General features: G+C 38.1%; 18 protein-coding genes. 7 read left to right on the top strand and 11 right to left on the bottom strand.

Annotated elements, in window-relative coordinates:
- The first annotated feature begins 256 nt into the window (after positions 1-256).
- Together B076_RS0107890 and B076_RS0107880 are read left to right on the top strand one after the other, a co-directional pair.
- Positions 257-823, top strand: coding sequence for a metallophosphoesterase family protein (locus B076_RS0107890; protein WP_028486825.1), 567 nt, complete (start codon positions 257-259; stop codon positions 821-823).
- Between the two features lie 414 nt (positions 824-1,237).
- Positions 1,238-1,819 carry a hypothetical protein gene (locus tag B076_RS0107880; protein ID WP_028486824.1) on the top strand — a complete coding sequence of 194 codons (582 nt, stop codon included), beginning with the start codon at positions 1,238-1,240 and terminating at the stop codon, positions 1,817-1,819.
- A gap of 291 nt (positions 1,820-2,110) precedes the next feature.
- Here B076_RS0107880 and B076_RS12475 read toward each other — a convergent pair whose 3' ends face one another.
- From B076_RS12475 to B076_RS0107855, 5 genes are all read right to left on the bottom strand, one after another.
- Positions 2,111-2,575 carry an HD domain-containing protein gene (locus B076_RS12475; protein WP_051347253.1) on the bottom strand — a complete coding sequence of 155 codons (465 nt, stop codon included), beginning with the start codon at positions 2,573-2,575 and terminating at the stop codon, positions 2,111-2,113.
- An 11-nt stretch (positions 2,576-2,586) separates the two neighbouring features.
- Positions 2,587-3,453 (bottom strand): hypothetical protein, encoded by an 867-nt coding sequence (locus B076_RS0107870; protein ID WP_028486823.1) that lies wholly within the window; start codon positions 3,451-3,453, stop codon positions 2,587-2,589.
- A 94-nt stretch (positions 3,454-3,547) separates the two neighbouring features.
- Positions 3,548-3,775, bottom strand: a complete 228-nt coding sequence (locus B076_RS0107865) for a hypothetical protein (protein ID WP_038150487.1) — start codon at positions 3,773-3,775, stop codon at positions 3,548-3,550.
- Positions 3,776-3,783: 8 nt separating this feature from the next.
- A complete protein-coding gene (locus B076_RS13035; protein ID WP_051347252.1) occupies positions 3,784-6,606 on the bottom strand; it encodes an AAA family ATPase in 2,823 nt (940 codons plus the stop codon).
- 39 nt (positions 6,607-6,645) lie between these two features.
- The gene (locus B076_RS0107855) at positions 6,646-6,870 is read right to left on the bottom strand and encodes a hypothetical protein (RefSeq protein WP_028486821.1); all 225 of its coding nucleotides are present in this window, start codon (positions 6,868-6,870) and stop codon (positions 6,646-6,648) included.
- A gap of 221 nt (positions 6,871-7,091) precedes the next feature.
- Here B076_RS0107855 and B076_RS0107850 point away from each other — a divergent pair, with 221 nt between their 5' ends.
- The gene (locus B076_RS0107850) at positions 7,092-7,937 is read left to right on the top strand and encodes a hypothetical protein (RefSeq protein ID WP_028486820.1); all 846 of its coding nucleotides are present in this window, start codon (positions 7,092-7,094) and stop codon (positions 7,935-7,937) included.
- Positions 7,938-8,122: 185 nt separating this feature from the next.
- Positions 8,123-12,757, top strand: coding sequence for a hypothetical protein (locus B076_RS0107845; RefSeq protein WP_028486819.1), 4,635 nt, complete (start codon positions 8,123-8,125; stop codon positions 12,755-12,757).
- An 87-nt stretch (positions 12,758-12,844) separates the two neighbouring features.
- Here B076_RS0107845 and B076_RS0107840 read toward each other — a convergent pair whose 3' ends face one another.
- A complete protein-coding gene (locus tag B076_RS0107840) occupies positions 12,845-13,750 on the bottom strand; it encodes a helix-turn-helix domain-containing protein (protein ID WP_028486818.1) in 906 nt (301 codons plus the stop codon).
- A gap of 778 nt (positions 13,751-14,528) precedes the next feature.
- Between B076_RS0107840 and B076_RS0107835 the strand changes: the two genes are divergently transcribed.
- Together B076_RS0107835 and B076_RS0107830 are read left to right on the top strand one after the other, a co-directional pair.
- Positions 14,529-14,903, top strand: a complete 375-nt coding sequence (locus B076_RS0107835; RefSeq protein WP_028486817.1) for a hypothetical protein — start codon at positions 14,529-14,531, stop codon at positions 14,901-14,903.
- Between the two features lie 56 nt (positions 14,904-14,959).
- Positions 14,960-16,549, top strand: coding sequence for a hypothetical protein (locus tag B076_RS0107830; RefSeq protein ID WP_028486816.1), 1,590 nt, complete (start codon positions 14,960-14,962; stop codon positions 16,547-16,549).
- 29 nt (positions 16,550-16,578) lie between these two features.
- Here B076_RS0107830 and B076_RS0107825 read toward each other — a convergent pair whose 3' ends face one another.
- The 4 genes from B076_RS0107825 to B076_RS0107805 all read right to left on the bottom strand — a co-directional run bounded on the left by B076_RS0107825 (position 16,579) and on the right by B076_RS0107805 (position 21,854).
- Positions 16,579-17,097, bottom strand: a complete 519-nt coding sequence (locus B076_RS0107825; protein WP_028486815.1) for a hypothetical protein — start codon at positions 17,095-17,097, stop codon at positions 16,579-16,581.
- An 888-nt stretch (positions 17,098-17,985) separates the two neighbouring features.
- The gene (locus B076_RS12465; protein ID WP_051347251.1) at positions 17,986-19,296 is read right to left on the bottom strand and encodes a site-specific integrase; all 1,311 of its coding nucleotides are present in this window, start codon (positions 19,294-19,296) and stop codon (positions 17,986-17,988) included.
- A gap of 356 nt (positions 19,297-19,652) precedes the next feature.
- Entirely contained in the window at positions 19,653-21,032 is a 1,380-nt protein-coding gene (locus tag B076_RS0107810; protein ID WP_028486814.1) for a diguanylate cyclase, read from the bottom strand.
- 15 nt (positions 21,033-21,047) lie between these two features.
- Positions 21,048-21,854: a substrate-binding periplasmic protein gene (locus B076_RS0107805; RefSeq protein ID WP_028486813.1), complete on the bottom strand. Its 807-nt coding sequence runs from the start codon at positions 21,852-21,854 to the stop codon at positions 21,048-21,050.
- 444 nt (positions 21,855-22,298) lie between these two features.
- Between B076_RS0107805 and B076_RS0107800 the strand changes: the two genes are divergently transcribed.
- Entirely contained in the window at positions 22,299-23,576 is a 1,278-nt protein-coding gene (locus tag B076_RS0107800) for a Glu/Leu/Phe/Val family dehydrogenase (protein WP_028486812.1), read from the top strand.
- Between the two features lie 133 nt (positions 23,577-23,709).
- On the opposite strand, the gene B076_RS0107795 is transcribed toward B076_RS0107800, so the two are convergent.
- Positions 23,710-24,639 (bottom strand): LysR family transcriptional regulator, encoded by a 930-nt coding sequence (locus tag B076_RS0107795; RefSeq protein WP_028486811.1) that lies wholly within the window; start codon positions 24,637-24,639, stop codon positions 23,710-23,712.
- Between the last annotated feature and the right edge of the window lie 158 nt (positions 24,640-24,797).

Genomic DNA, 24,797 nt, shown 5'->3' with positions numbered 1-24,797 from the left:
TTTCAGTGCTTGTATTGATACTTTTGATAAATCAGACAGACTCACAATCTTAAAAGTAGATGACCTGGGAAACGATTAGATAAAGGTAAAGAGTGGCGTGAATCAAAGGTTTTTAGCGAAAAGCAGTCAAATGATGCTTGTGAGAAACAATTGAACGTTGAAAGCCTTATAAACACTGACTCTAACCGCATTAAGAGAAGTGTTAATTGATCTGCAAAAGTAGTTTAACAAGGGCTTTACTAAATCAGGAAAGAAAATGAGATTAGTGCATATTAGTGATACACATGGCAAACACAGAGAGTTATCGTTACCTGGCGGAGAGTTTCTTGTGCATAGCGGTGACTTTAGTGAATACGGAATTGATGTTGAAACTCATGCTTTTCTGAACTGGTTTAGAGTACAGCCTTTCAAGCACCGCATCTTTATTGGCGGTAATCACGATGAAGACTTAGCTAATAATCCAAAGCAATTCGACTTCACAGGCATTAACTACTTAAATAACTCAAGCGTAGAGCTAGAAGGTATTAAGTTTTATGGTTCGGGCGCTTCGCCCTCTGAATTTAATATGCCGTTCACATATCTTCCTAATGAAGCGAACTGGAGTCATATTCCTGATAACACAGAGATTCTAATAACGCATACGCCTGTTTACGGCATCTGTGATGATTCTCTAGGCTGTAAAACACTTAAAGAGCGTATTGATGAGCTAGATAACCTTAAGATGCATTTGGCAGGCCATATTCATCAGGCGCATGGAATGCATAAGCGTAACGGGGTTTTGTTTTCCAATGCTGCTACGGTTATTAATGTTATCTCAATTTAATTTTGAAAAATCAACAATCAATTATAGTGTCGATTCAATTGGAGTTCGAGTATGCCTAATAATGCAATTCTAAGAAAATCTATCAACGATAAGATGAAGGATACAAATTTTAGAAGAATGGTAGTTAAAGGCGTTGATATTCTCCAAAAAAAATAATCCGATAATTTATATCAACCTTGCTAAAGGACAGCAAATTAAAATGAGGTTTATGGATGTTTACTGTCAAACCTTTAGAGAAGATCTGCGTGTTCATTTATTTGATAAAAATACGTATATTAATTGTATCTGATTGAATTTTGTTATTTAATATTTCAGTATATTTAAAATATGCACAAGAAATTTTGTCTAAAGTCGTTATTGCGCCTACTATTACTATTAGGCCTGTTTCGAAATATATTAAGTTAGGTTTTTGAGATGATAAATAGGGCACTTTTTAACTATTACCAAGATTTTAGTTTACGTTTCTGGGGGAGAATTCTCATATGGGGAGGATTCTTTTTTAGCATTCCTTTCGGTGTTTATGCGATTTTTCAGGATCATCTCAGTGATGATGAGTGGGTCTTTTATGCTGGTGGAATGGCAATTATTGCTTTTGTGTCTTTGTTAACATGTGGACGAGAAATATATGCAGCACCTAGTCGACAGCAATTGGATACTTACACTACGACAGAAAAGAAAAGGAACATGATTGGGCCTGATGAAATTATTGAAACCACACATAATGTATATGAAAGTGATGAGTCATATCAACCAAAGTTGGATAGCTATATTTCTGATTATAGAGATCGACAAGCAAATGTTTATCAAACATGGGTAAAAAGAGAAGCTCCCGAAGATAGGTTTATTGCAATGATACTTGCCTTTTTTTTGCCTGTAGATTTTATATCTTTTTTAGGTGTCATGATTCGTGAATTTTTGACTAAGCTTTTCTGGGGCCTATTGCCATTAGTGCTTACGGGTTTATTGGTTGTTGGTTTTTTCTTAGCAAATCAATAGTGTTAAGAAATCAGCGTCATTTTTTACGATAACCATAAAAGAAATGACGCTGATTTCGATTTCAATAAAGCTCTTAACAGCTGCAATCTGGTCAAGGCTTAACTATCAAAGATTATATGCCCACTCTATTAATCAAACAACTCACCTAAGAGGGCTTTGAAAGCTGAACTCCATCCATATATTGAACAATAAGATTCACACAGCCGTAAAATGGCTATCCAACTTAATTAAGACAGAGTACCTAAAATATTCACCGAATTGGAAAAGTGATAATGGTGGTGTTCAATTTTTTTAAAACAATGACCTTAGTAGCTTAAAATCCTTTTCGATCGCTATACGTTTCGCCTCTGTAGTAAGCAGATAATTTTCATTGGGCTCGATTCCCAGTCTAGTTAAATCCAACCGGTCCGCATCCCAGCATGTAGCAACGGTAGCGCAGTTGGTTTCTCTGCCTTTGGTATGGTGTTGGCAGGCATAAATTAAGGTCGATAATTGGCTTTCTGACAAATCAATTTGATCTGCATGTTTATCAATAAATTGAGCCGCTCTTAATCCGTGTTCGGGATCTTTGTTTTCATTTTCTCTTTGTAAGTCATGTAAATAAGCAAAATATGATACTACCACTTTGTCGGCATTGGAAAAGTCGGCGAGATAGAGACCATAGTTCTCGACGCGCTGCCAATGGGCAATACCGTGAATAGGGCTGGTGTAAAACTTTGCCTGTGCTTTAATGAGCTGAAAAAATTGGTTGTTCATTGATGCTGCTTTTAAAAGTTTTCATCTATAAACGGTGAAATTTTCGGGTGGTTTTTAATAAAGTCCCATACATCTTCATCGTTTGTTAATGGCGTGAAACCATAGATTTCATCGAGCTTGATAACCACTTCTTTAAAATAAGGTTTTGTAACATAGGGTTTCATTTCAGGTGTGTTTTCATAGCGGTTATGCTGTTCGATGGCAATCATCCAAAAATAAGGGCGCCAAAAAGCATAGGAAAAATCACAGCGACTGATTATTTCTTTGGTATTGCCCGCACTGGTGAGCAGGGTGAAAAAGTTGATAAGTTCATCAAATTTGTAACGACAACGCTGGTCAATCTGTTTAATTTTTTCATCATTAGCTTGTTGTTCGTTGAGTCCTTGTATTTGTCTTAATTTAGGGAGGCTTTGATCAGGAAAGTCTAATGGGTAAGCCGCAAAAAGACGGCTTACGACAAAATTGCAATATGGGCGAGAGCCAATGCAGCTGAAAAGCACTTTTTGCGAATCGTTTTTGACCTTTTGAAAGTAGTCACTGCAGTAGGTTTGAAAAAGATCTAATACATACTTTTCATCGGCTCGTTGTGCGAGCTTTTCATTTGTTTTTGCGATTTGCACAGTGGATTCAATCGTTTTTTTGTGATCTTCTCTACTTTCTTCGAGTTCAGAGATCTGCATATAGGTCGTGATGATAATACCGCCAAAGGCGAGACCGGCAAAAAGCACATCAAAGCTACTGAATGCAATGGAGAGTGGTTTGTCGGCATCTCCTGTTGGCATTAGCCCAAATAAGCCCAAAACCCAGGCAACGGACCATAAAAGAAGAATGAAAAGTACGGCAAAAGTGATGAGTTTGATAATTGATTTTTTCGACATATTAATAAGTCTGTTATTTAACATTTAATCCAAAAAATGATTCTAAGGCTTAATATCTAGAATGCCTGAATCCAGTGTAATTGTTGCGATTTAATTAAATGCCTCGTGGCATACTAAGTTTTTTGGCTTTTTGCTTGTCTTTAAACTTTTGTTTAGCCTGTTTTAAAGCATCATCAATTTGCGCAAAAAGATCATCAACTTCATCTGGATGATAGCTGTAATTGGTTTTATCGGACAGATTGCCTATAAGCTCAATTTGTTTGATGGTCTTTTCTAATCGAGCTTCGGATAAGCGTAAGAATCGTTCTCTATTGGTAGACATGTTCAACCTCACTTAGTCTGTTTGGCTGTTTGTTGTGTTTGAGACTCCATTATATGGCATAAGTCTTTTTCACTTAATATCTCTTTATTAAGCAGCTCATTGGCGACCGCTTCAATCTGTTGCCAGTGTTTCTCGATAAGCTCGTCTATGGCATTGTTTGCTGCTTCAATCCAATTTTGGATTAGTTGTTCTATGCGCGGTTGAAATAGCTGTAATTGTGAGATTTCTTGTAAACTCGCCAAATCCATGTTGTAGCTGTTCTCATCCATGCCGTAATTAACGGTTGCTAACCAGGCATAGTGCATGGCTTGTTTGAGATCGCTACTGGCTCCGGTATCAAGTCCTTTAGCGCCAAATTGTTTGACTTGGGCGGCACGGCCTGCCAACGCAATACAGGTTAAAGAAAATAAAAAATCTTTGGTGTGATCAAGTTCTTGCTCTCTGTTGTAAGCAACCATTCCCAAGGTGTTTTCATGAGCGACTACTGTAATTTGTTCAATACCTCTTTCGGGAAGAAGGGCTTTTGAAATAACCGCATGCGCAGCTTCATGGTAAGCGGTTTCTTGTAATAATTCTTCACAGCTTTTTCGGCTACGCTTCGCGCCGTATTTTAAAATATTGATTTCTTCAATCAAGAGTTCTTGGTTGATTTCCGATAGGTTGTTGCGCATTGCACGTAAGACAGATTCTCGGTGAACCTTTAGCAAATCAGCACCACTTAAACCAGCCGTGACAAGAAGTAACTGGTCAATATCCATATCATGAGAATAAAGTTCGTGTTTGAGTTGTTTTTCGATAAACCACTGGCGAGCGGCTTTATCGAGGTGCGGTACCTTAAAGTGCAAGTCGATACGACCAGAGCGAATTAGAGCTGAATCGAGTTTTTCTTTAAGGTTGGTGGCACCGATAATAAAAATCTCTTGTTCGCTGTTATGAAAGCCATCAATTTCAGTCAGAAGCTTATTTAACAGGGCATCGGCCAGAGCACCGGCGCTGCCGCGTTTTGGCAAGGCATCAATTTCATCAATAAAGATTATGCTAGGCGCATAGTCCCTGGCACGCTGAAACAGGTCGTTAATGAATTTTTCTGACAATAAGTCATGGCCTGAACAAGCAATAAACGGCAAGCCAGCCTCATTGGAAAAGGCTTTAGCCAACATGGTTTTTCCTGTGCCTGGTGGTCCGTACAACAACATACCATTAGGAGGGGTAACGCCAAGAGCTTTAATTTGAGTGCGATTCTTGAGTAAAGATAACGTCTCTTGCAATCGCTCTTTAATAAATTCATGACCGGCAATATCACTAAATTTGATGTTTGGAATATCAACGGTAATGCCACCGCTAGAACCAATATCATCACTTAAGACAATCTGTTTTTCTTCTAGATTGTCTAGAGTTAAAACCAAAGTGTCATCAATAATTTTTAGGTCGATAGTAAAGTTGAGCGTTTGGTTTTTTATTGCCAATGTTCTATGTAGCTGGTCAAAATCAAATTGCGCTAGTTTTTTAGACGCTGCAGAGCTAAGTTTGCATTCTATTTTTTGAACAGAGGCTTCTGTTTGCGTTCTTAGCAAATCGGTAATAGGGTCAATAATTAACGAGCCGACATGAGATTTAATTTCTCGAATGTCAAACATTGGCGCAAAGCTAAGTGTCAGTAACTCATTGATGTGCTTTTTAGGCAGAGTGATATCAAGACCTGTTTTCTTACTAAATAGTTTTTGATCTTTCGTTAATTGTTTTTTTGTAATCTTTATTAAGTGGTTAAATTCCAGTTTATTAAACAGTAGAACGCCACCTTGTGAAAGGCGAGAAAGTAGTGGGGCTGGAATGGCGGATACGACTGCATCGCGTTCAATTTTGGTCTCTTTCGCGATATTAGCAATAATGCTGGCACGAGCCTGTTGCGGGGAGTTTTTTAATAAATTGAGGTAGCTTGCATTGCTATAGATGGACTTACCAAGATTAGAGGTAAATATGATAATACAATCTCTACAGTCTATTTCTTCGTGAGTGTGTTCATCTTTTACAAAGCCAGAAGAAAGCAATTTAAGCAAACCTAACAAAACTTGAGTATGGGCTTTTTCAAACTCATCAAACAGAATAATTGATTTAGGGTGTTTTTTGACAAATTGGGTAAGTTCACCAGAGGTCGCATCCGAATAGCCTTCTCGACCACCAAATAAGCCAAATGCTTCGTTTGCATTAGTGAACTGGGTCATATCAAAATATTTATATTCGTAATCAGGTTTATTGTAATAAGCGAAACGTTCGGCAAGGAATGTTTTGCCTGTGGCTGGAGGGCCTAAAAATAGAAAGATACCTTTAGGTTGGCTCTCGTTCTCATTCCAACTACTTTTAACGAGAAGGTCGGTTAAATCTTCAATGGCTTGGTCTTGGCCAAATACATCATTAGATAATTTCTCTTTAATAATTTCAAACTCTTGAAATAAAGAGGTATAGCTTTGTGAGAATGTTTTGAGTTGGAATAATTTTTCGGCTTTATCAGAATCCAACTCTATGTTCTGGCTCAGAAGCTCATCCTTAATAAAGTTTTTGGTTTCTTCGGCAAATAAAACAATGTCTTTAGTAGCCATTTGACTGAGCGTCTTGTTACTGAGTTTTTTGGCATAGTTTTGGTAAAGCTTATCATGGTGTACATCCAGTTTTTGCATGGCTTCCGTTATTATTTGAACCTGCTTTTTAGTTTTGGCGCTGATTGATTTTATTGGTTCTAAGCAATAAAACGCGGCTTTAAGGTGAACCAAGTAAACTTTATCGGATTGTTCTTGTAAAGCCATGAATTTAGCGGTTAATAACAGTGTTTTCATTTTTATCTGCCAGTTTTTAACGTAGATGTACGATGGTGATTATTTGTCGGATTGTTGGGTTAGCCAGTCAGCCAATGCCTGTTTGGTTTTGTCTAAACTGTCTGAGACAACTGAGCCTTTCAATAAACATTGGGCGTGACCCTGTTGTTTTTCAATCACTGTTTGCAATTGGGATTGAGCCGTGGCGCAGTCATTATAGGTGGCAAACTCCATGGAGTGCATATTCCCGGACTGCAATAGAATAAATAAGATGTAAGTCTTCATTCGGTACTTCCTAGTTATTATTAATTGGTTAATAAGTAAAAACTGCTTGAGATTATGCTTAACATGGAGTTTAATCTAGTTTATTTTAAAAATAAAGGTTTTTTGGTCGTCATCCCAAAGAGTTTATTTTTTACGCGGTTAGGAAAGATGTAGTGCTTTTCAACATTATTTGCATAGGCGAAGTTGAAAGAGCGGGTTGGCGTTTCAGTTAGGGTAATTAAGTGGCAGAAGATGTAGTAAATCAAACTGATTATGAGCGTAATGAAGACAGTTACCTGATATTGTCGAAGAAAATTGCTGAGCTAAAAAAAATAGAAGATAGCGAAGCTGTTAACGATTTGGTCGAGAACAAATTAATTGTTTTGGAGTTGCTTTATCAGCAGTTACCTGAAAAGTGGGCAATCAAATACTGTCTTTCTTTGTTGGAAACCTCATTAGATCCTGATAACAATTTAGATGATTTTGAAAAATATGATCGTCTTGACACATGTTTAGAAATTTTGGCTTCTGATTTAGGTAATCCAGAAAGTTTTTATAAAGTTTTAGAGCATCTTATTGACTTGAATGGCTCAGATAAAAAGCCATGCCGAATCATTGAGCTGTATGAGCGGCATATGGATAAGGCCGAGGTTTTCAAAGATCAGGTGCCTGCAGAACAGTCCAGGATCTATTTTAATGCGCTGACCCATTTTGCCTGTCTTTATATGGAAGCGGGGCTATTTAATCGCGCGTTTAGCCAGTATCAAAAATATTTTACAGCTCTTAAACCAAAGCAATTCAAAGAACTGTCTGAATTTACTGAGGCATTTATCAGCTTTTATCAAAGTGGTGTTAAGTCAGAAGTGGTGGATATTGAACAAGCCCTAAGTGCTCAGGTTAAACCCTATATCAAGCATTTTAAATCCCGTTTGGGAGAAGAGAATTACGTCGAGCAAATCAATAAATTGCGTTCTGAACCCGCAGAGATCAGGTGGAATTCAATAATTAAAGGTGGATCTCCATTAGCGTTAGAGCGTTTTGTGATTTTTAAAAAGCTTTTTATTACAGATGATCTTTTGGGTGTTTAATGCTTTCAACCAAGGCTAATCAATTTAGGAATTAACTAGTGCTTAAAAATAAAACCTTCCGTTTATTTATCTCATCAACATTTAACGACTTTCGTGAAGAACACCGCGTTCCTCAGAAAAGGGTTTTCCCCAGCATTAAAGGTTACCGATTAAATAAAGGCTTAACTAAAGGATAAAATTCAATCATGAAATCAAAATTATTAGTTGATAATTTCAAGTCTGATCTGGTTGATTCACTTAAAACTCCACTGTTTATTGAAATAAACTCTTCGGATGTTACAAAGCTTCAGAATGAAGATGAGACACATTTCAAAAAGACAGAAATTTCAGTGGCAATTGCAGGGGTTGCCAGCTCAGTTTATGGCTTTGATCAAGATAGTAAACGCTTAGATGGTGATTTCACCAATGTCTTGTTATTATCCAAAGGAAAAACTTTATTCGATTTACTTTATGATCACCTAGAAGCTAGTATCAAACAACGTTTGACTCGTTCACAGTTTTTTAAGGCAGCTGCATTTACCATTTCAAAATTTGGTGCTGGAGCTGCTGCAGATTATGTTGCGAGTGGACTTGAATCAGTTTATGAACAGGCTAATGACTTAATTGGTAGTGCTGGGGAGTTGATTGAAGAAATTGGAGCTAGCCTAAATCTAAATCAGGTAATGTTTGGAGTCAGTCATTGGCTCAAAGAACGCGGTGTTGAAGAGATACACAACGCGGTGACAAACCAAATTGAAAATAGTATTGAAGATATTGTTGACACATCAGGTTCTTATATTAATGATACTTGGCGTTCAAGCGCTGAGCTTTATTTAGCAGACCTTGCCAGACAATCATTGAATCAGATACTTGAAAAAATTAAAAATGCTAACAATGCGAACGAAGCGACCAATGCATTGTTAGCTATGATGATGGCTATAGGGTTGAGGGTGCCTAAAATCATTGTTATTGATGACCCATATTCATTAGATGAAATTTCTTTCCGGATGCTTATGCTAATTGCAGCCCTGAGTAAAGAATTAAAATACCAAAAATGGGAGAATGGAGCGGAAAGTATTCATTCAGGTATTAGCTTTGTATTGCTTTATAGCAATCCTCAATATCAACTGAATTCAAAATTTGAAGATCCCATCAATCAGAGCAGGCAGAAATCGTTAATCGGATTTCGTCGCTTTTGTCAGCGTTATGAGTTACTAGAACGTTTAGATTCAGATATACCCAAGCCATTTATCAATCGACACGCCTTTGTAGGTAGAAAGGAGGAGCTTTTATGTTTACGTTCAAAGCATGAAAAGATTTTGCAAAACGTTGGCGTGCTTAATGATGATAAGAAAGATGTTAAACAATATGGTAATAACGTAGCGTGTAATACATTACATATTAGCCTTATAAAAGGCGAGCCGGGAACAGGAAAAAGTGCTTTAGCTCGTCGATTTTTGCAGGCAAGAACCCAAACAAATCAATTAAAACAGCTTAGTGAAAAAGAACAAGAAAAGCTTGAGGCTTTGCTTCACCTGAACGAATCTCAGGTGAGTTTACAGGTTTTCAATAGCCCTACATTGAGTTCAGCTACCACGGGATTGGATTCATTGATTGAATCCATTGTCAGTGAAACGCATCGTCTAGAGTCTTATGCGGCCGTTCATCAGGGATTTTCAGGGCGAATTTTTGATGATATCAAAACAGGTATTGATGCAACTTGGAAAGATATTTCTGATGCACTCAAAAAACAGCAATACGAGGGGATTGGTAAGCGATCAAAGAATGTTTTAATTGCCTTAACGGGTTATAGAACACTCAAAAATATTGTTGAACTAGACAATGATAAGATTCAGCTTCCAGAAATGGCTCGATATATTAGTGAAAGTCTGAATGCTGAGAAAGTAAGCCAAAGAGGCTCTACAACTGGATATAAATCCACGCTGCTATTCTCACGTTTGATGAGTAGTATTGATGCGCTTTCAATGTTGTCGGAAAAAATCGCAGGTAAAAAACTACCGTTGCTGTTGTATATCGATGACCTGCAATGGATTGATGAATCAGTGGCAGAATTTATCCTGAATCATCTCATGCCAAAATATTCGATTGAGTTCCTAGTCACGGCGCGAGGTTCAGACAGTGTGACAAAGTTAAAATTGTTGGCTCGAGAAGCTCAAAGTTCAATTGAGCATTTTTACACCATAAGCCTTTTATCTTTGCTTGGTATTTCATGTCAGGGTTGCAATCTTAATCAGAAATTGAAAAAAAAGCACTTGCCGCTTGGTGTGGATACTTTATCAGGATATCAGACATATCTAGTTAACCGATATAATATTGCTACAGAGCTAATCCCTGAGAAAGGTTTAAAGGGGATGAATAAGTCGACACTGGCCGAATTGATTCACACCAGTATAGTTCCTCATTCAAATGAAACAGAGCAAGGTCAAATACAGAAAAAGGTTGAATCAATTGCTCAAAGTGTTATCCAGCATCTTCAAGAAGGCAAAGCCGATGAGAAAGAGGTCGTAACCCTATTTGCCATAGAAACGCTTAACGTTTTGGGAGATCCAAAATTTTTCAAAAGAGGTAATGCTCAAATTCAAGGGCTTCAGCCAGTTTTCATGCGTGTCAGTGAGAATCCAATTCAAGCACGAATTGATTTATCAAGCACGCAATTGCTCAATGTAATCGACATGACGTTTTTTGCATTAAAAGAAGCATACCAAAGCTCTTATCAAATAGATGTTATCAAGGATGGAAAACAGCATTTTAACTTAGCGTCCTATGCGATTATGGAAGAGCGTTTAGAGCTCATTAAACAGTATTTCAATGAGTATGGTGATGCCGCTCTGTTTAGCTTGCTATTTTCAAGCTTGTTAGGCAGCCCATTCAGCTCGAAACTTATTAACCATCTTGTGACCAAACTAACTGAGTTAAAGCTAGAAGAGATTCCTGAATTGACTGCTTTGATTACTTTGTTGAAAGCGCAGCCGGGGATCTGTCTGCGTGAGCAAGATTATGAGGTGCTAGAGGAATCTTACGAGATATTAAGACGTTTACAAAAACGTGTAGATGGTTTTGAATACCGTCATAACTTGTTCGATGTATTTCTAAAGCAGCAGCTTGAAAATACGCTTTATCGTTTGTTAGAGGGGAATCAAAAAGCTATTAGTAAATTGGCTGAGCAAGTATATGATACGGTTGAGCAGGCATTGAAAGATGAAGAACTTTGTCCCTTATTTGATGATTTTAGCAAGGCTCAAGCCCTATTTAATATTGCTGAATGGGGATTCGGTAAAGAGCCAGAAATCTGGGCTGTTGACTATATTAATAACGCTCTTCACGTTGCGAAAGCGTTACGAAATGAAAACTATGCTTTGAAGGCCCTTGAGTTACTCGAAGTGGTTAAATGTGAAGTTGAATCAAAGGCAAATAAACAAATATGTAATGAAGCTCCTTATGTTTATAGCAAACTGTTGTATCAGCTTGCTATCCTTTGTGGAGATCAAAACCGCTTAGAACAGTTGGTGGATTTTGAAGAGCAAGCGCAGGCGATTGCACTTGTGTTATATGAATCTGATTCTGATTCGGTGTGTTATACCGAGCACTATGTCGAAATATCAATTGAACTTGGTGCGGCTTATCTTAATCTAAACCAGTCAGAACAAGCATATAAGATTTTTAAGCAAGTACAAACAGTTGTACAGGAGTTGTATGAATCGAACCAAATGCTTTGGGGAAAGGTTTATATCACGCTGTTAATTCAAATGTCCGTATTTTATGGATATAAGAAGCTAAAAGATCAGCAGATGAAGTATGCAGAGCAAGCTTTGAAAGTTTCTGAATTCTTGTATCAAGAAGATCCGAAGTACTGGGGACGAGGATATTCTGATGGGCTAGCGAATCTCGCTGCGATCTATTCACATCATAATTTGGGTAAGCAAGCGATAAGCCTTGCTGATAAATCCTTACAAGTCGTTGAGCTATTGTATACGAAGGATCAGAAAGGCTGGGAATCGATGTATGCTGATAGATTAATGCGTTTAGCTATTCATCACATGCTTCAGAATCATTTGTCAGAACAGGTTGTTCAGTACATCAAGAAAGCGTTAAAAATTACGGAGAAATTGTATCAGAACGACTCTGTTCGTTGGACTAAAGAGTATGTTGGCTGTTTAACAATTAGTGCTTCGGTTCAACAGGATAAGGAGATCCAGTTTCTTGAACAAGCGCTAAGAATTATAAAAGGTGTGTATGAACAGGAACCTATACGTTGGACGGAGGAATATTCTTTGCTATTAGGTAAGTTATCTGATGCTTATCAAAGGAATAATTTAGAAGAAAATCAAAGTGTTATGATGTTAGAGTATGCACTGGAGATTGTAAAAAGGGGGTATGAACAAGACCCTGCTCGTTGGAAAGAGCATTATTCTGATCGTCTTGCTAACTTGGCTCTGGCTTATTTGACGACTCCAGGTCGATTTGAGAAGGGAGTAGAAACTTTTGGTCAAGCAATTGCAATTATGAATGAGTTGTTTGAAAGTGATCCTCAGCGTTGGGGTGGGGAGTATGCTGGTTGGTTAGATTATCTTGCAGCTATCTATAAGGTGTCATATCAGGAAGGATTGATGGAAAATGAGCAGGCATCTGAATATTATCAGGAAGCGGTGCTAGTAACGGAGAAGTTGTATGAACAAAATCCTAAGCGCTGGGAAAATGTGTATTTAGAGCGTTTAGATAGACTGATTTTGAGCTATGAATCCCTTAATAACTTTCAAGATATTAAAATTCTTATTGAGAAGAAAAACGCTTTGCTACATTCTATAGAAACCCTCAAATAAATGAATATTTGAATCTAGCCATTCAGTAGTATTTCTAGTCATGTGGTGGGCGTTGGAAACTTTCTCGGAATTAAGAGTAATCTGTATTTAATTCTTTACAGGGTAAAACATGGTGTTTATCACCGGTTCGGAAAGCATTACTTTTTTTAAAGGTGAGCTAAGACTGTGATAGATTTTGGTTTTTCTTTTTGTAGTTCCAATGTGTTCTATTTCTAATTCCAGTAGGGTGTGAAAGCTTTCCTTGTCAGAGGTGATAGCGCCAATAAACTGGATTTTCTTTTGATTTATTGCCAGCCAGTTATAAAGCTGTGCCCATAGATTTTTTAGTACTTCATTACTTAGGCTGAAAAGTCCGAAAAAAAGTAACCCGCCATCTTCTGAGTCATCGGCAAGATGTTCTGTGTTTAGTTCTGAGACGCTCATCTTAAATCGAATTAATTTGTGATAAACACTTGTTTTGATTTTTAAACAAAATAAATGACCCATATAGTTGTCATTGAATAGGCAAACCATACTGAAGTTGCCTGGGTTAGAGATTAAGTGTTTATGACGTATTGTGTTTATATTAAAGTCGTATAGAGCTTTGATGATCAAATGATTGAAGCTCGTAGCTAGAGAAGATTGATTGCTTTCCTGGATTGGGATGCTTTCTATTTGTTTATCGGGGAAGTGGCACATTGGTAAATTCATCACTAAGAGGTGATTATGCAATGAATTTGGCAAAGGCAACCTTTGAGCAGATTGATGCAAATTGCTATTATTTTCAAAATCTATGTATGGATAAAATGTCAGCGTTCTAGAAAAAAAGTAACTTAAAATTGATTTCTTTCGTTGATATTTTGGCGTGGTAACCCCTCTTTCCCAGCGGCTATAGGTCGTGATATCTAAGCCTGTAAAAGATGCATTATGCTTTATAAGTTCTTCAACTATCCTGGTTTGGGTGAGCCCCAGCTTCTGTCTACAGCATTTGATGTATTCATTAAAACTTATCATCAACAAATCCCTAAAAGCAGAAACTGTTCTCTCGCCATATTCTTTGTAAGCTCTATATGATTGTTTGAAACCATTAAAATTCTTCTATCTTTCATGTTGATTTAATATAGTTTATTGAGGTTATATACTTTTATATTGCTATCTTATACAAATATCTAGATAAGTTAAACAGTCTATTTTAAATAAATACTTTATATTTTATTTGGGGTTAGGAATGTAGAGTGCTTTAAATTAAGTATTCGGCGAATGAGATTTCCACATTTAAAAAGATGCTTTTAAGGTTGTTAACTATATGAATTTGTAAGGTTGTTTTGTGAGTGTTTAGCGCAAGAACGATTTAGGTAATTGCAGTAATGAGATAGGATTATTCTTCAAAACGTTTTTTATTGGAACGGCAAAAAAAAATTTTTTTTTTAAGATTTATGCCCACCAGAATTCTTGTTTTATTGCTTGTTTGATAGACATTGCTCTTTTCCTTCAGTCGGCTGAAGTGTTTTATTCAATTCATCATGATTTATAAGTCTATATAAAAAATAAACTATTGACATTGGTTTGGGGGTGTGTAAGTATATTAGGTAAATAAACTTTAGTTTAGTTGTGGTTTTAATATTAGAGTTTTCTAACTAGGCATTTTTGATGAAAGTGTTTTTCAGAAATGCCCTTTTTAAAGTATGGAAAAGGTATTAGTTTACTTGTACTTAATTTCACGCATGCTGTTTGAAACAGCATTATTTTGGTGAATTAACTTGGTTGCTAAGTAAAAACAAGGTGTAAGAAAATGAAAAAATCTTTGTTGTTGTCAGCTCTTTTGGGCTCTTCATTAATTTTAGGTGGTTGTAGTGATGGGCCAGTAGATGTGTTAGAGAACACTATGTCGGAACTTTGTAGTAAAGGTGACATTCAAGTTATGTTTGATGCTGGAGTGCCAGAAGATATGTCAAAGATTTCAAAAATGTATCTTGAACTCCCTGAATCAGAGAGAAAGAAGATGGCTGATGCGATGTTGGAAGTTTGCAGCAAGTTTGATGGGGCTGAGTTGAAATTATTATCAGAAAGTGAGAATGAAGCCAAAATTGAGATGACTACTAAAGACGGAAGCACAATTATACAAAAGATGCTAAAGGTAGATGGCGATTGGAAAATGAAAAGTTAAACATAACTGAAAAATTGTAGAAAAACAGATGAATTAATTGAGGATAGATAAGCAATATGAAATTTAAATTGAACTTGGTAGCAGCTGTTATAGCAGCTTCATTAGCCCTAACAGGGTGTTCGTCAGGCCCTGATGAATTGGTATTTAAAGATATTCCTACAGGGGATGTTTCTGATAAGGGGCAAAATGTCGCTCTGTTGATGAGTAAAGAAACTGTTGATGCAATTGGTGACTATATTTCCAAGAATAGAAGTGATCGAGAGGTTTCTGCGGATCGTAATCTTGATGAGTTTAAAAGACAGTTGGATGGCTTTCCTGCATTAGCGGATGATGATAAAGAAAGATATATTGCATACTTTGAATCAAAGCCACAACGCTGGGAAACCTCTTTTAATCAGAGCGTGAATCTGAAGCAGAAAGAGATTGAAGCATTGAAACAAAAGATTGCCAATCACGACAAAAAAGTGGTTGAGCTGACTGCAAAAAAAGCTGAGTTGATTGAAAAGAAAAACAGTTTTCAAAGTGGCTACACAGTCTATAAAAACCTGAATAAACAGGCTCAGAAATTACTTGCTGACAATAATGTACGCCCCGCCGATCTTATGTCAAGAAGTAAAACTGACATGAAGTATAAGGAAGTTAACCAGGATCAGATTGCTTGTGCTTTTACTCTTAACGATTACGGTACCGAAGGTTATAGCAGATATTGGGAGCAAACTGGTGCACCAGTATGGCTAAATGATAAGTGTTACCGAGTGTTGGATGCCAATTTGCTCGAGATTGTTTTAACGTCGTTTTATGCCAATAATCCGGATGGTTTTGAATCTGAAGGTGTTAAAGAGAAAGTGCTTACTGAATTAATGCCTGCTTACAAGGATTATATCCTTAAAGATATTAACGAAGTGCAGCCGACCAACAAAGAATATAACGACGTGGTTAAATTCTTATATGATGCTCGTGGTTATAAGGGCAGCTATTTACGACAAATTAGCAATCTGCAAACTGAGATTAAAAGAATCAACCAGGCTTTATCCATTAAAGACGAGAATGTCAGAAATAGAGATAGCTATTACAGGGAAGCTTATTACGAGTTTAACAAAGCTGATAACTTATATCTTTCAACTCGAATCCAGCTTAGAAACAAGGTCAATATGCTTAAGCACTTAATGGATGAGTTTGAGGGTGATATTGATATCGTTACTGAGCAGGTGAATGAACCGATTGATATCTCAGGGTCTGATTTCGCTAAAGTTTATATGGTACCTAATGATTTTAGCGGTATTGATCCTTTCAGTTATATCAAGGATTGGGCGGCAGATTACTCATCAGATAGGAGTAAGGAGAAGGATACTATCGAGTTATATTTTGGCGAACTATTTGACCAGAGAGCGTTGATGAACTCAAGCAATGTTGATGCTGATATAGCGGCTTTAAAACAGCGCCACTTTACTTTGGAAAATGGTATTGAAGAAATGTTGGTTTGGAAACAGTTCTTCGGTGATGAAGACGATGCGAATTTATTTAGATTTTTGAGTGGTAGGGTACTTAGTTACTATACTGGATATGCGTCTTATGACAAGGACGAGAAACAAGCGATGGAAAAAATCCAGCAGTCCCTAAAAGAGAACAGTGATTTTCAGATTTAATTGATTAAAACAACGGTGAGGCTATTGAATCAATGGTCTCGCCAAAATTTACCTTTTGGGTGGTTTTTCACTCTTTGGGGTATTAATTGTAGAAGTTCAGACTTAATCTGACAGTTCCTCATTTTGAATCCGTGTCCTGTCAGGTTAAGTTTAAGATACGAACTTTTACATATAACGGCATCTTTATCAGGAAATTCAGCAAAGCCATCTTTTGATAGTACAATAGATTTTTCATCTTCAGCCAAATCTAGTATTAATTCATCAGCTTCAGATGTCGCAATAATAACTTCAACTCTTTCATCGAAAGCGTTTTTGAGTTTAGCGGGGTTTATTTTGAGGATAGTAGAGGCTCCTGGATCGAAAATCACTTTAACAGAGTAGTCTTTAATCAGATGATTTGTTACAGGGATTAGTGCTTTTAGAGCGATGAAGTCATCTTGGCTATTTAATAAATTGCTTCCATCTAAAATGATTTTTTGAATATCAATGGAAGCAACTTGAGCTAACCTTGTTATCCTGTCATTTAGCTTTATGATTGAACGATTCAATCCTTAATTGACCTATCTATGATTTGTTGAGGTTTCCCATTCTCAAATAGCCGTTCACATTCAGTATGTATTCGTCGTCTTTCATTTTTTGATTGAGCCTGATTGAGAAGGTTTGCAAAATCTTGAGCCGTTCTCGCATTGCGGTTAGCTTCTTCGATTTCTTTATACCGTTTACGAAGCTTATCTACCAGAGGTTCTATAGCCGCATCGACAGCTATTTTTGTCCTTTTTACTTCGAAAAGCTCTGAACTAAGGTGTTTTTTTCCGACTCTAGTTCTGATGTTTATGAATTAAGTACATCAGTTTTAGAGTTTAGAGTAGATAGTTTGGATATAAGGCTTTGAAGTTTTGTCTGGTAGTTCTTATATCGTTTAATTTGAGCTGTTGTTGATGATAGATATTGTTCAGCTACCTTATGTTGGCGCTCTGCTAGCTTTAATTTAGAACGAATACATTCGAGTTCTTGCCGGTTGTTTTCGGCTTTGATAAGCCAAGACTTTCTTTCTTGACTGAACCAATTTAAAGGATTAAGTAATGAGCCGATATTGCTTTTGATTCTATCGCCTTCTTTTTTGTTATGCTGTAACTTTGTTCTAATTTCTTCGATATGGGTCCAAGATAAATAAACTTTTTCTTTAGCTTCAGACTCTATGCGTTCAAAGTCTTCAATAGAGTTTTCTAAGAACCACTTTTCTTCGTTAAGAATAAGGGAATTAGTTTCTGCTACTTTTTCTAATATTTCAGTTTTTTCAGTTTTAAGCTGAGAAAGCTTTGCTTTTATAGAATCAGATTTAGCTGAGAGTAGTTGGTATTCCGTTTCAAAAAAAAGCTTAAGTAAATGGCTAAAAATTATATGGACACTAAGATGATTATTTAAGCTTTTTCAATTCATATCTGAAATGTTTTTTTCTTGCTTGAAGCCTTTTTAATTATTCTTTGAGATTGCTGTGCAAATTCGTTAATAAATCGATTTTGTAAATCAGGCTGTAGATGACCGTAGTGTTTTTCTATCATTTCTACACTAGTAGTTGCGAGTTTAGCAATGCTTAAAAGGTTAACACCGTTCATAACAAGTTGGCTTATGAAGTTATGCCTTAAAGTGTAATTTCCCAGTTCTGGTGGTAGGTCTCCAAGTTCTTTTATTTTTTCCCATGGTTTAAATAGTCCATGAAAGGGTTTTCCTGTTCTTGGGCTTGGAAATACATAACCATGTTTAGGAGAACCGTGTTGTTTATGCCAGATTTGTAATACTTGTATGCACTGGTCTGAAAGCGGGATTTGGGTAGAGTGCTCTATTTTATTCTTAGTTTTATTAATGACTTTGTTTAATACTTTAAAGTTGAAGTTAATCTCATCCCACTGCATAGTTCTGGCATCTCCAGGTCTTAAGCCAGTGTAGTACAGAAATAGCATTATAGGCTTTACATAATCGACATATTCAACTTTAGATAAGTCAGGTAAGTATCCCTTACCGTGAGCTCGGCTATTCTGGTTTTGTCTACGCTTTTCGTCTTGATATAAATCTAGCCCCAGGAAGAATTGTCGTGTTTGTTCTTCTGTGAGATATGTTCTTTTTTGTCTAAGCAGCCTTTCTTCTTCTGGGGTGGTCTTTCTTAAATTAAGAGAGTAACCATCTAATGGATTAGATTCTAATGCTCCACCAATTTTAACAGCGTGATTTAGCATGGCGTTAAAGTATGCAAACAACTTTTTGATTGTTTTAGGTTTTAAACCACCGGCTTCTTTTTTAGCCTGCCAGTTTTTTAACTGTCGTTTTGTTAATGAGTGCATCGGCTTTTTTAAAAGCTCACCAAAGTGATTAAAAAGGTCTGCTCGAATATTTGTACCATCGCCTTTCTTAGCTAACTCAGAGTCATAAATTTCTTGAATATAAGAAAGTCCAGTGTTTTGAGTAAGTTGTTTTTTTTGAGCGGCAGCTTCAGAAATATCTTCTCCAGAAGCGATACGACCAATATAGTCTGATATGATAGTTCTGGCTTTTTCAAGGGGGAGTTCAGGGAATCGACCTAAAGATATGGTTTTTCGTATTCCATCTAATCGGTAACGATAGTAAAGGTGGGTACCTGTTTTCCCTTTTCTAGCGTGAAACCCTTTTTGTTCAGTGTCGTTAAATCTATCCCCTATATTTGAGTTTTGGTCAAACTTTTTAAGTTCTGTTTTTGTGATTTTCTTTTGCATAATTTAACCCTTATTAATTTCCGTGCCCCCACTGTGCCCCCGGATAGGTTAAATATTACAAATTTTGATTAAGCTGTGTCAATGGTTTTGTTTTTATAAGTTTATGATAAGTAAAGGTTAATTATATTTTATTAAACTTTATTAAGATGCGTTAAATATGAGAATTTCGGATTGTGATTCCTGTTGTCGCGGGTTCGATCCCCGTCATTCGCCCCATTTTTCTACTTTCCTGTCTTTTAAAAGACTATTTCCTTTTGTTCTTCTGTTAAAAAACATTAACTCATTTCTGATTAGTTTAAGTATCTAAATAATTCTTAGAATTTTTGCTTTCTATAAGATTGGATTTTTTAGGCAGATTAGCCAATTTCATTCATTGCGGTGCTGGCTGAGATTTCTGAATACGGAGTGACTTGATTACGCCCTTGATCTTTTGAAACATAAAGAGCTTTGTCGGCTTGCGCAAGCAACGAGTCTATATTCGAGTCTTCCGGTTTACTTTCAACTACTCCTAAGCTGGCGGTAAACTGAATTGATGAATGTTCGTGTTTTAGCTCGATTTGGCTAATTTTTTGGCGAAGGGTTTGGGCAATGTTAATTGCATTGGCTTCTTCAGTATTGGGCAAAAGTACAGCAAATTCTTCTCCTCCTAACCGACCAATGATGTCAGTTGCGCGAAGGTTGTTTTTAAGTGTATCTGCAAAAGCTTTCAGAGCCTGGTCTCCCAAAGCATGGCCATAAGTGTCATTGAGTTTTTTAAAATTATCTATATCGAGCATAATCAAACTCAGCGGATTTTGTTGTCGGAAAGCGAGATTCAGTAACCGTTGGCCATAATCAAAAAAAGCACGGCGGTTATTGAGTTGAGTGAGTGGATCGCTATAAGCTAATTTCTCAGCGCTTTCTTTGGCAAGCTCCAAGTCATGTGTCCGAGCTTTAACCTTTTCATCCAGCGCTTGGTTAAGTTCTAACAATTCGTGCTGGTGCTCGTTTAATCGCTGAATCATTTGGTTGTAACTGTCTTTTAAAATGAGCAGTTCATTTTTATCTGTCCAGTGAATAGCCAAGTCGATCGGTTGTGGGGATTGTGTGTTTTGCTGGCGAATTTTGTGGGTAAATTCTTCTAGAGGTCGCCCTAAGTATTTTTTGATAAAGAAATAAATGATAAACCAAAGCGCGAAAGTTTTGATTAAGGAGTTTATCAATATGAGAAAGAAGCCGTATTTGACTCGCTCAAAGACCAGTCGGTCATTTGAATAAAGGGTTACCTTCCCCAAGGGAATATCATCTTTAAACGCTGGCCCTTGATAATGAATAGGGAATTCGTGATCGAAAAGTGATTTAGCGCCCAAGCCGAAGAGTTTTTGTTCTGAGGGTTGGCCTTTCGAGTCATAATAATCGACCTGATTTTGCTCATTAAGCACCGCACCGATTTGCATATCCATTTTGTGGTCAAGCGATTCGATTTTGACCCCCACCACGATGGGAAGGTTGTACATGCCTTGTAGAATCGATTGCAGCAACTCTTGATTATAGGTCCAAACCGAATCTGAAATTCCCTTGCCAAAGGTGGCAGGCAAGGTTTGAATTTCTTCATAAAATTCTTTTTTGGTGTTTTCGTATTCTTTGTATAGCTGAACCACCGTGACCAGAATCGCCACCAAAAAATAAAAGCCGAAGATAACGAGCAATAGATGCAGCGCGATAGATTGGCGATAACGGTTTAATAAAGTACGCATTTAACAAGTCATAGTTTATTGGGTTTGCCAATCTTGAATGCCATAGCGTTCTAGCAATTTGTTTAAACGACCATCTTTACGCATTTTTAGAGTTTCTTCAGACAGGATTTTGGCATATTCTGCGGATTTGGGGTTTTTAGGCGAAAAACTGCTGTAAACATCAATGACCACACTGGTGATGCCCGAGACTTTCACTTGGTCAGATTGGCCCATTTGTTTGGCCTTGTATTCCAATACGATTTTGTCTTCGATGACCGCAGTTAGGCGACCATTGATAAGCATTTCAAGCAACCTTTCCAAAGGTTTTTCTCCGGTAATGGCAAGGACGTTTTTAGGATTTTGATTAATATAATCCATCACGGTCGGATCAACATAGTCATAGCCTTTAATAATGCCAATCATTTTAGCCTGTTCAAGCGAGTCTTTTCCTGTGTAGCGCCAGTCTGAATCTTTACGGCTGAAAAAGGTACTGTTGCTTTTGCCTAAGGCAAAATCAGGAAAAACGAAATCTGGAGCTTCTTCGCGAAAGCAGGCCATGGTACCGTCAAGTTTGCCTTCTCTGACCAGTTGCAATCCACGAGAGTAAGAGACTTCAACGAACTCGACCTTATGTCCTCTTTCTTTCATGGTTTCCACCAGTAAATCACCCAAATATCCGACCTTGCCTTGGTTTTGACTTGCGATGCAATCGTAAGGGCACCATTCATCAGTAGCGATTCGGAGCGTATCAGAAAAAACATAAGTAGGAACGAGTGCAATAAGACTTGCAAATATAAGGCCAAAAATCAGGTGGGTTTTTGTTTGCTTGGCTTGCGTATGCATGACTGCACTCCAATAAAATAAGTTCCGGCCATTATAGAGTTTCTGCTGGAATAGTTCTATAAGAGTTGTTTTTAGGCTCGTTGAATAAAGCTCAGCAAGAATTATGTGGATATGAATTTATCCGGTAGAGTCCGTGATTTTGATTTTACCTGTTTTATCAAAATGTTAAAGTGACGGGAATGTTGCAAACCTATTATCTACCATCTGTTGTTCTAACGATGCTTTGCCAGCTGGAAGTCGTTTAAGTATGTCTTTAGCCTATTGGACTAATCATAATATGTTTGAAGAAATTCAGGGGTTGTGTGAAAAATATGATTTGAATCGCTACCAGTTTACTCGACACTTCTTAGCCAAAGGGGAGTTTATCCATAGTTGAGGGGGGGATATTTTCAATATTCTCATCCATGTTACAATCAAGTTGGTTTTTTTACTTAGGTTGGTTTTATGTTTGAGATAGCGAAGCAGCGCCTTGAGCCGGTGTTTAACCACATTGATATCAATGAAGAAGTGATTTCCCGTTTATCGGTTCCCAAGCGGTCGATTATAGCGAATATTCCGGTGCGTATGGACGATGGAAGTTTGCGGGTGTTTACCGGTTATCGAGTGCAATATGACGATACCCGCGGGCCGACCAAAGGCGGGATTCGTTATCACCCTAAAGTGAACCTCGATGAGGTGACCTCCCTAAGTTTTTGGATGACGGTGAAATGTGCGGTGGCCGGTTTGCCGTTTGGTGGAGCTAAAGGTGGGGTGACGGTAAACCCGAAAGAACTTTCTTTGCTTGAAGTCGAACGCCTTTCCCGTGGTTATATCCGTGCGTTTGCGGATGTTTTGGGGGAGAATCGCGACGTGCCGGCACCGGATGTTTACACCAATTCGACCATTATGGGGTGGATGGCGGATGAGTATTCGGTGATTGCCCGCAGGCAGGAGCCCAGCATCATTACCGGTAAGCCCCTTCATCTCAACGGGTCTCAGGGGCGCGAGTGCGCAACCGGCCAGGGGGCGTTGTTTGTATTGAATGAATACGCACGTCACAGAGGCTGGGAAGTCAGTCAAAAGACCGTTGCGATTCAGGGGTTCGGTAATGCAGGTTATCATTTTGCTCGTCTGGCACAGACTTTGGGTTATCGTGTTGTGGCCGTCTCGGATTCCCAAGGCGCGATCTATGACCCCAAGGGGTTAAATGTCAAAGACGTGTTTCGTTATAAAACCGAAAACAGTGAACTGGCTTCGGTGTATTGTGAAGGGTCGGTTTGCAATCCATTGGATTATCAAACCATCACCAATGAAGAGCTGCTGACATTGGATGTGGATGTGTTGGTATTGGCCGCGATGGAAAACCAGATTACCCAGTTGAATGCCGATAAGATTCAGGCTGGTACGGTGCTGGAGATCGCCAATGGACCGGTGACGCCACAAGCGGATGAAGTTTTGGAATCCAATGGTATTGCGGTGATTCCCGATGTATTGGCGAACTCGGGAGGGGTGACGGTCAGTTATTTCGAATGGGTGCAGAATAAAGCGGGCTTTTATTGGGAAGAGAAAGAAGTGGTGGAAAAACTCCAGAAGATCATGCGCCGTGAGGCTAACCTGATTTTTGATCTTGCTCAGCGTTATCAATGTTCTTTAAGGACGGCCGCCTATATTCACGGCGTGGAGCGTCTGGCGGGGGCGATTGACCAACGCGGCAACAGTAAACTGTTCAATTCATCCAAGTAGTCATTTTAAGCAGGCCTGTTGGTTTCTGACAGGCCTGCTCATTCTTGAAACCGTGTTAATCAATGCTTATCAGCGAATGCTTTAAGGCGACTTTATTGGCTTTTATATAGATAAAAAACCAGTTTAGCTGTTTTTAACGGGTATCGGACATCGCCAATAAACGTTCAATGTCGATGCTGTTGAGAAAATCGACAAACGCTTGCGCCGCAGGGTGCAGGTTCTTATCTTTCATTTTGGCCACATACCAATCACGAATGACCGGAAAGCCTTCCACATCCAGAATATCTAGATGGCCGTGTTTGGCCTCAATTCGAATCGCCTGTTTAGGCAAAACCGATATGCCCAGCCCTGCCATCACCGCCTGTTTGATCGATTCGGTGCTGCCGAGTTCCATGTAGGGCTCAATGATAATCCCGTTTTCAGCAAAACGGTCTTCCACCGACATGCGAATTCCCGAGCCTTTTTCGCGCATCAGGAAACGTTCGGTCGCAATTTCGGAAATGGGAATGCGTTTCTCTTTAGAGAGGCGATGTTTGGCGGGGGCCGCGACCACCAGTTCGTTCTGAAAGAAAGGGAAGGAGTCGAGTTTGAGTTCTTCGGGTACGCGCCCCATGATGGATAAGTCGTACTGGTTTTGTTTCAACTCATCCAGAATTCGGCGTCGATTGATGACGGTAATGGCGGGGCGAACGTCCGGGTAGCGATTCAGGAACGCTTTTAATATATAAGGCATAAAGTATTTGGCCGGCGTGACCACAGCGATTTTTAATTCACCTTCAATTTTCTGTTGTGCCGATTTGATGTGGCCGTTGAGGTCATGAAGTTCGTCCAAAATACGTTGACAACTTTTTAGCATGCGTTCGCCTGGACGCGTCAAATAGAGCTTTTTTCCAATAACTTCAATAAATTTTACGTCGTTATTTTCTTCTAGGCGTTTCATTTGAATAGAAACCGCCGGTTGGGAAAGTCCTAGTTCTTCAGCCGCTTTTGTATAACTTAGATTGCGCGCAACAGCTTCAAAAATACGAATTTGTTGTGATGTGATGTGGAGGTTTGGTGTCATGGTTGTCCACTTATTTTGGTTGGTAATTGTGTGATGTTTGTATCCCAAAAAAACAGGATGCATATACATTTGTTTATGAATTTTATAACAAACACTCAGTATGCAAATGTTTTTTTTTAACTAAGATACTCACCACTGAAACAAGCAGAGTGTGAAAA

It is taken from the genome of Thiomicrorhabdus chilensis DSM 12352 (assembly GCF_000483485.1).
In the GTDB taxonomy this organism is placed as follows: domain Bacteria; phylum Pseudomonadota; class Gammaproteobacteria; order Thiomicrospirales; family Thiomicrospiraceae; genus Thiomicrorhabdus; species Thiomicrorhabdus chilensis.
This window is presented reverse-complemented; position numbering and strand designations above follow the sequence as displayed.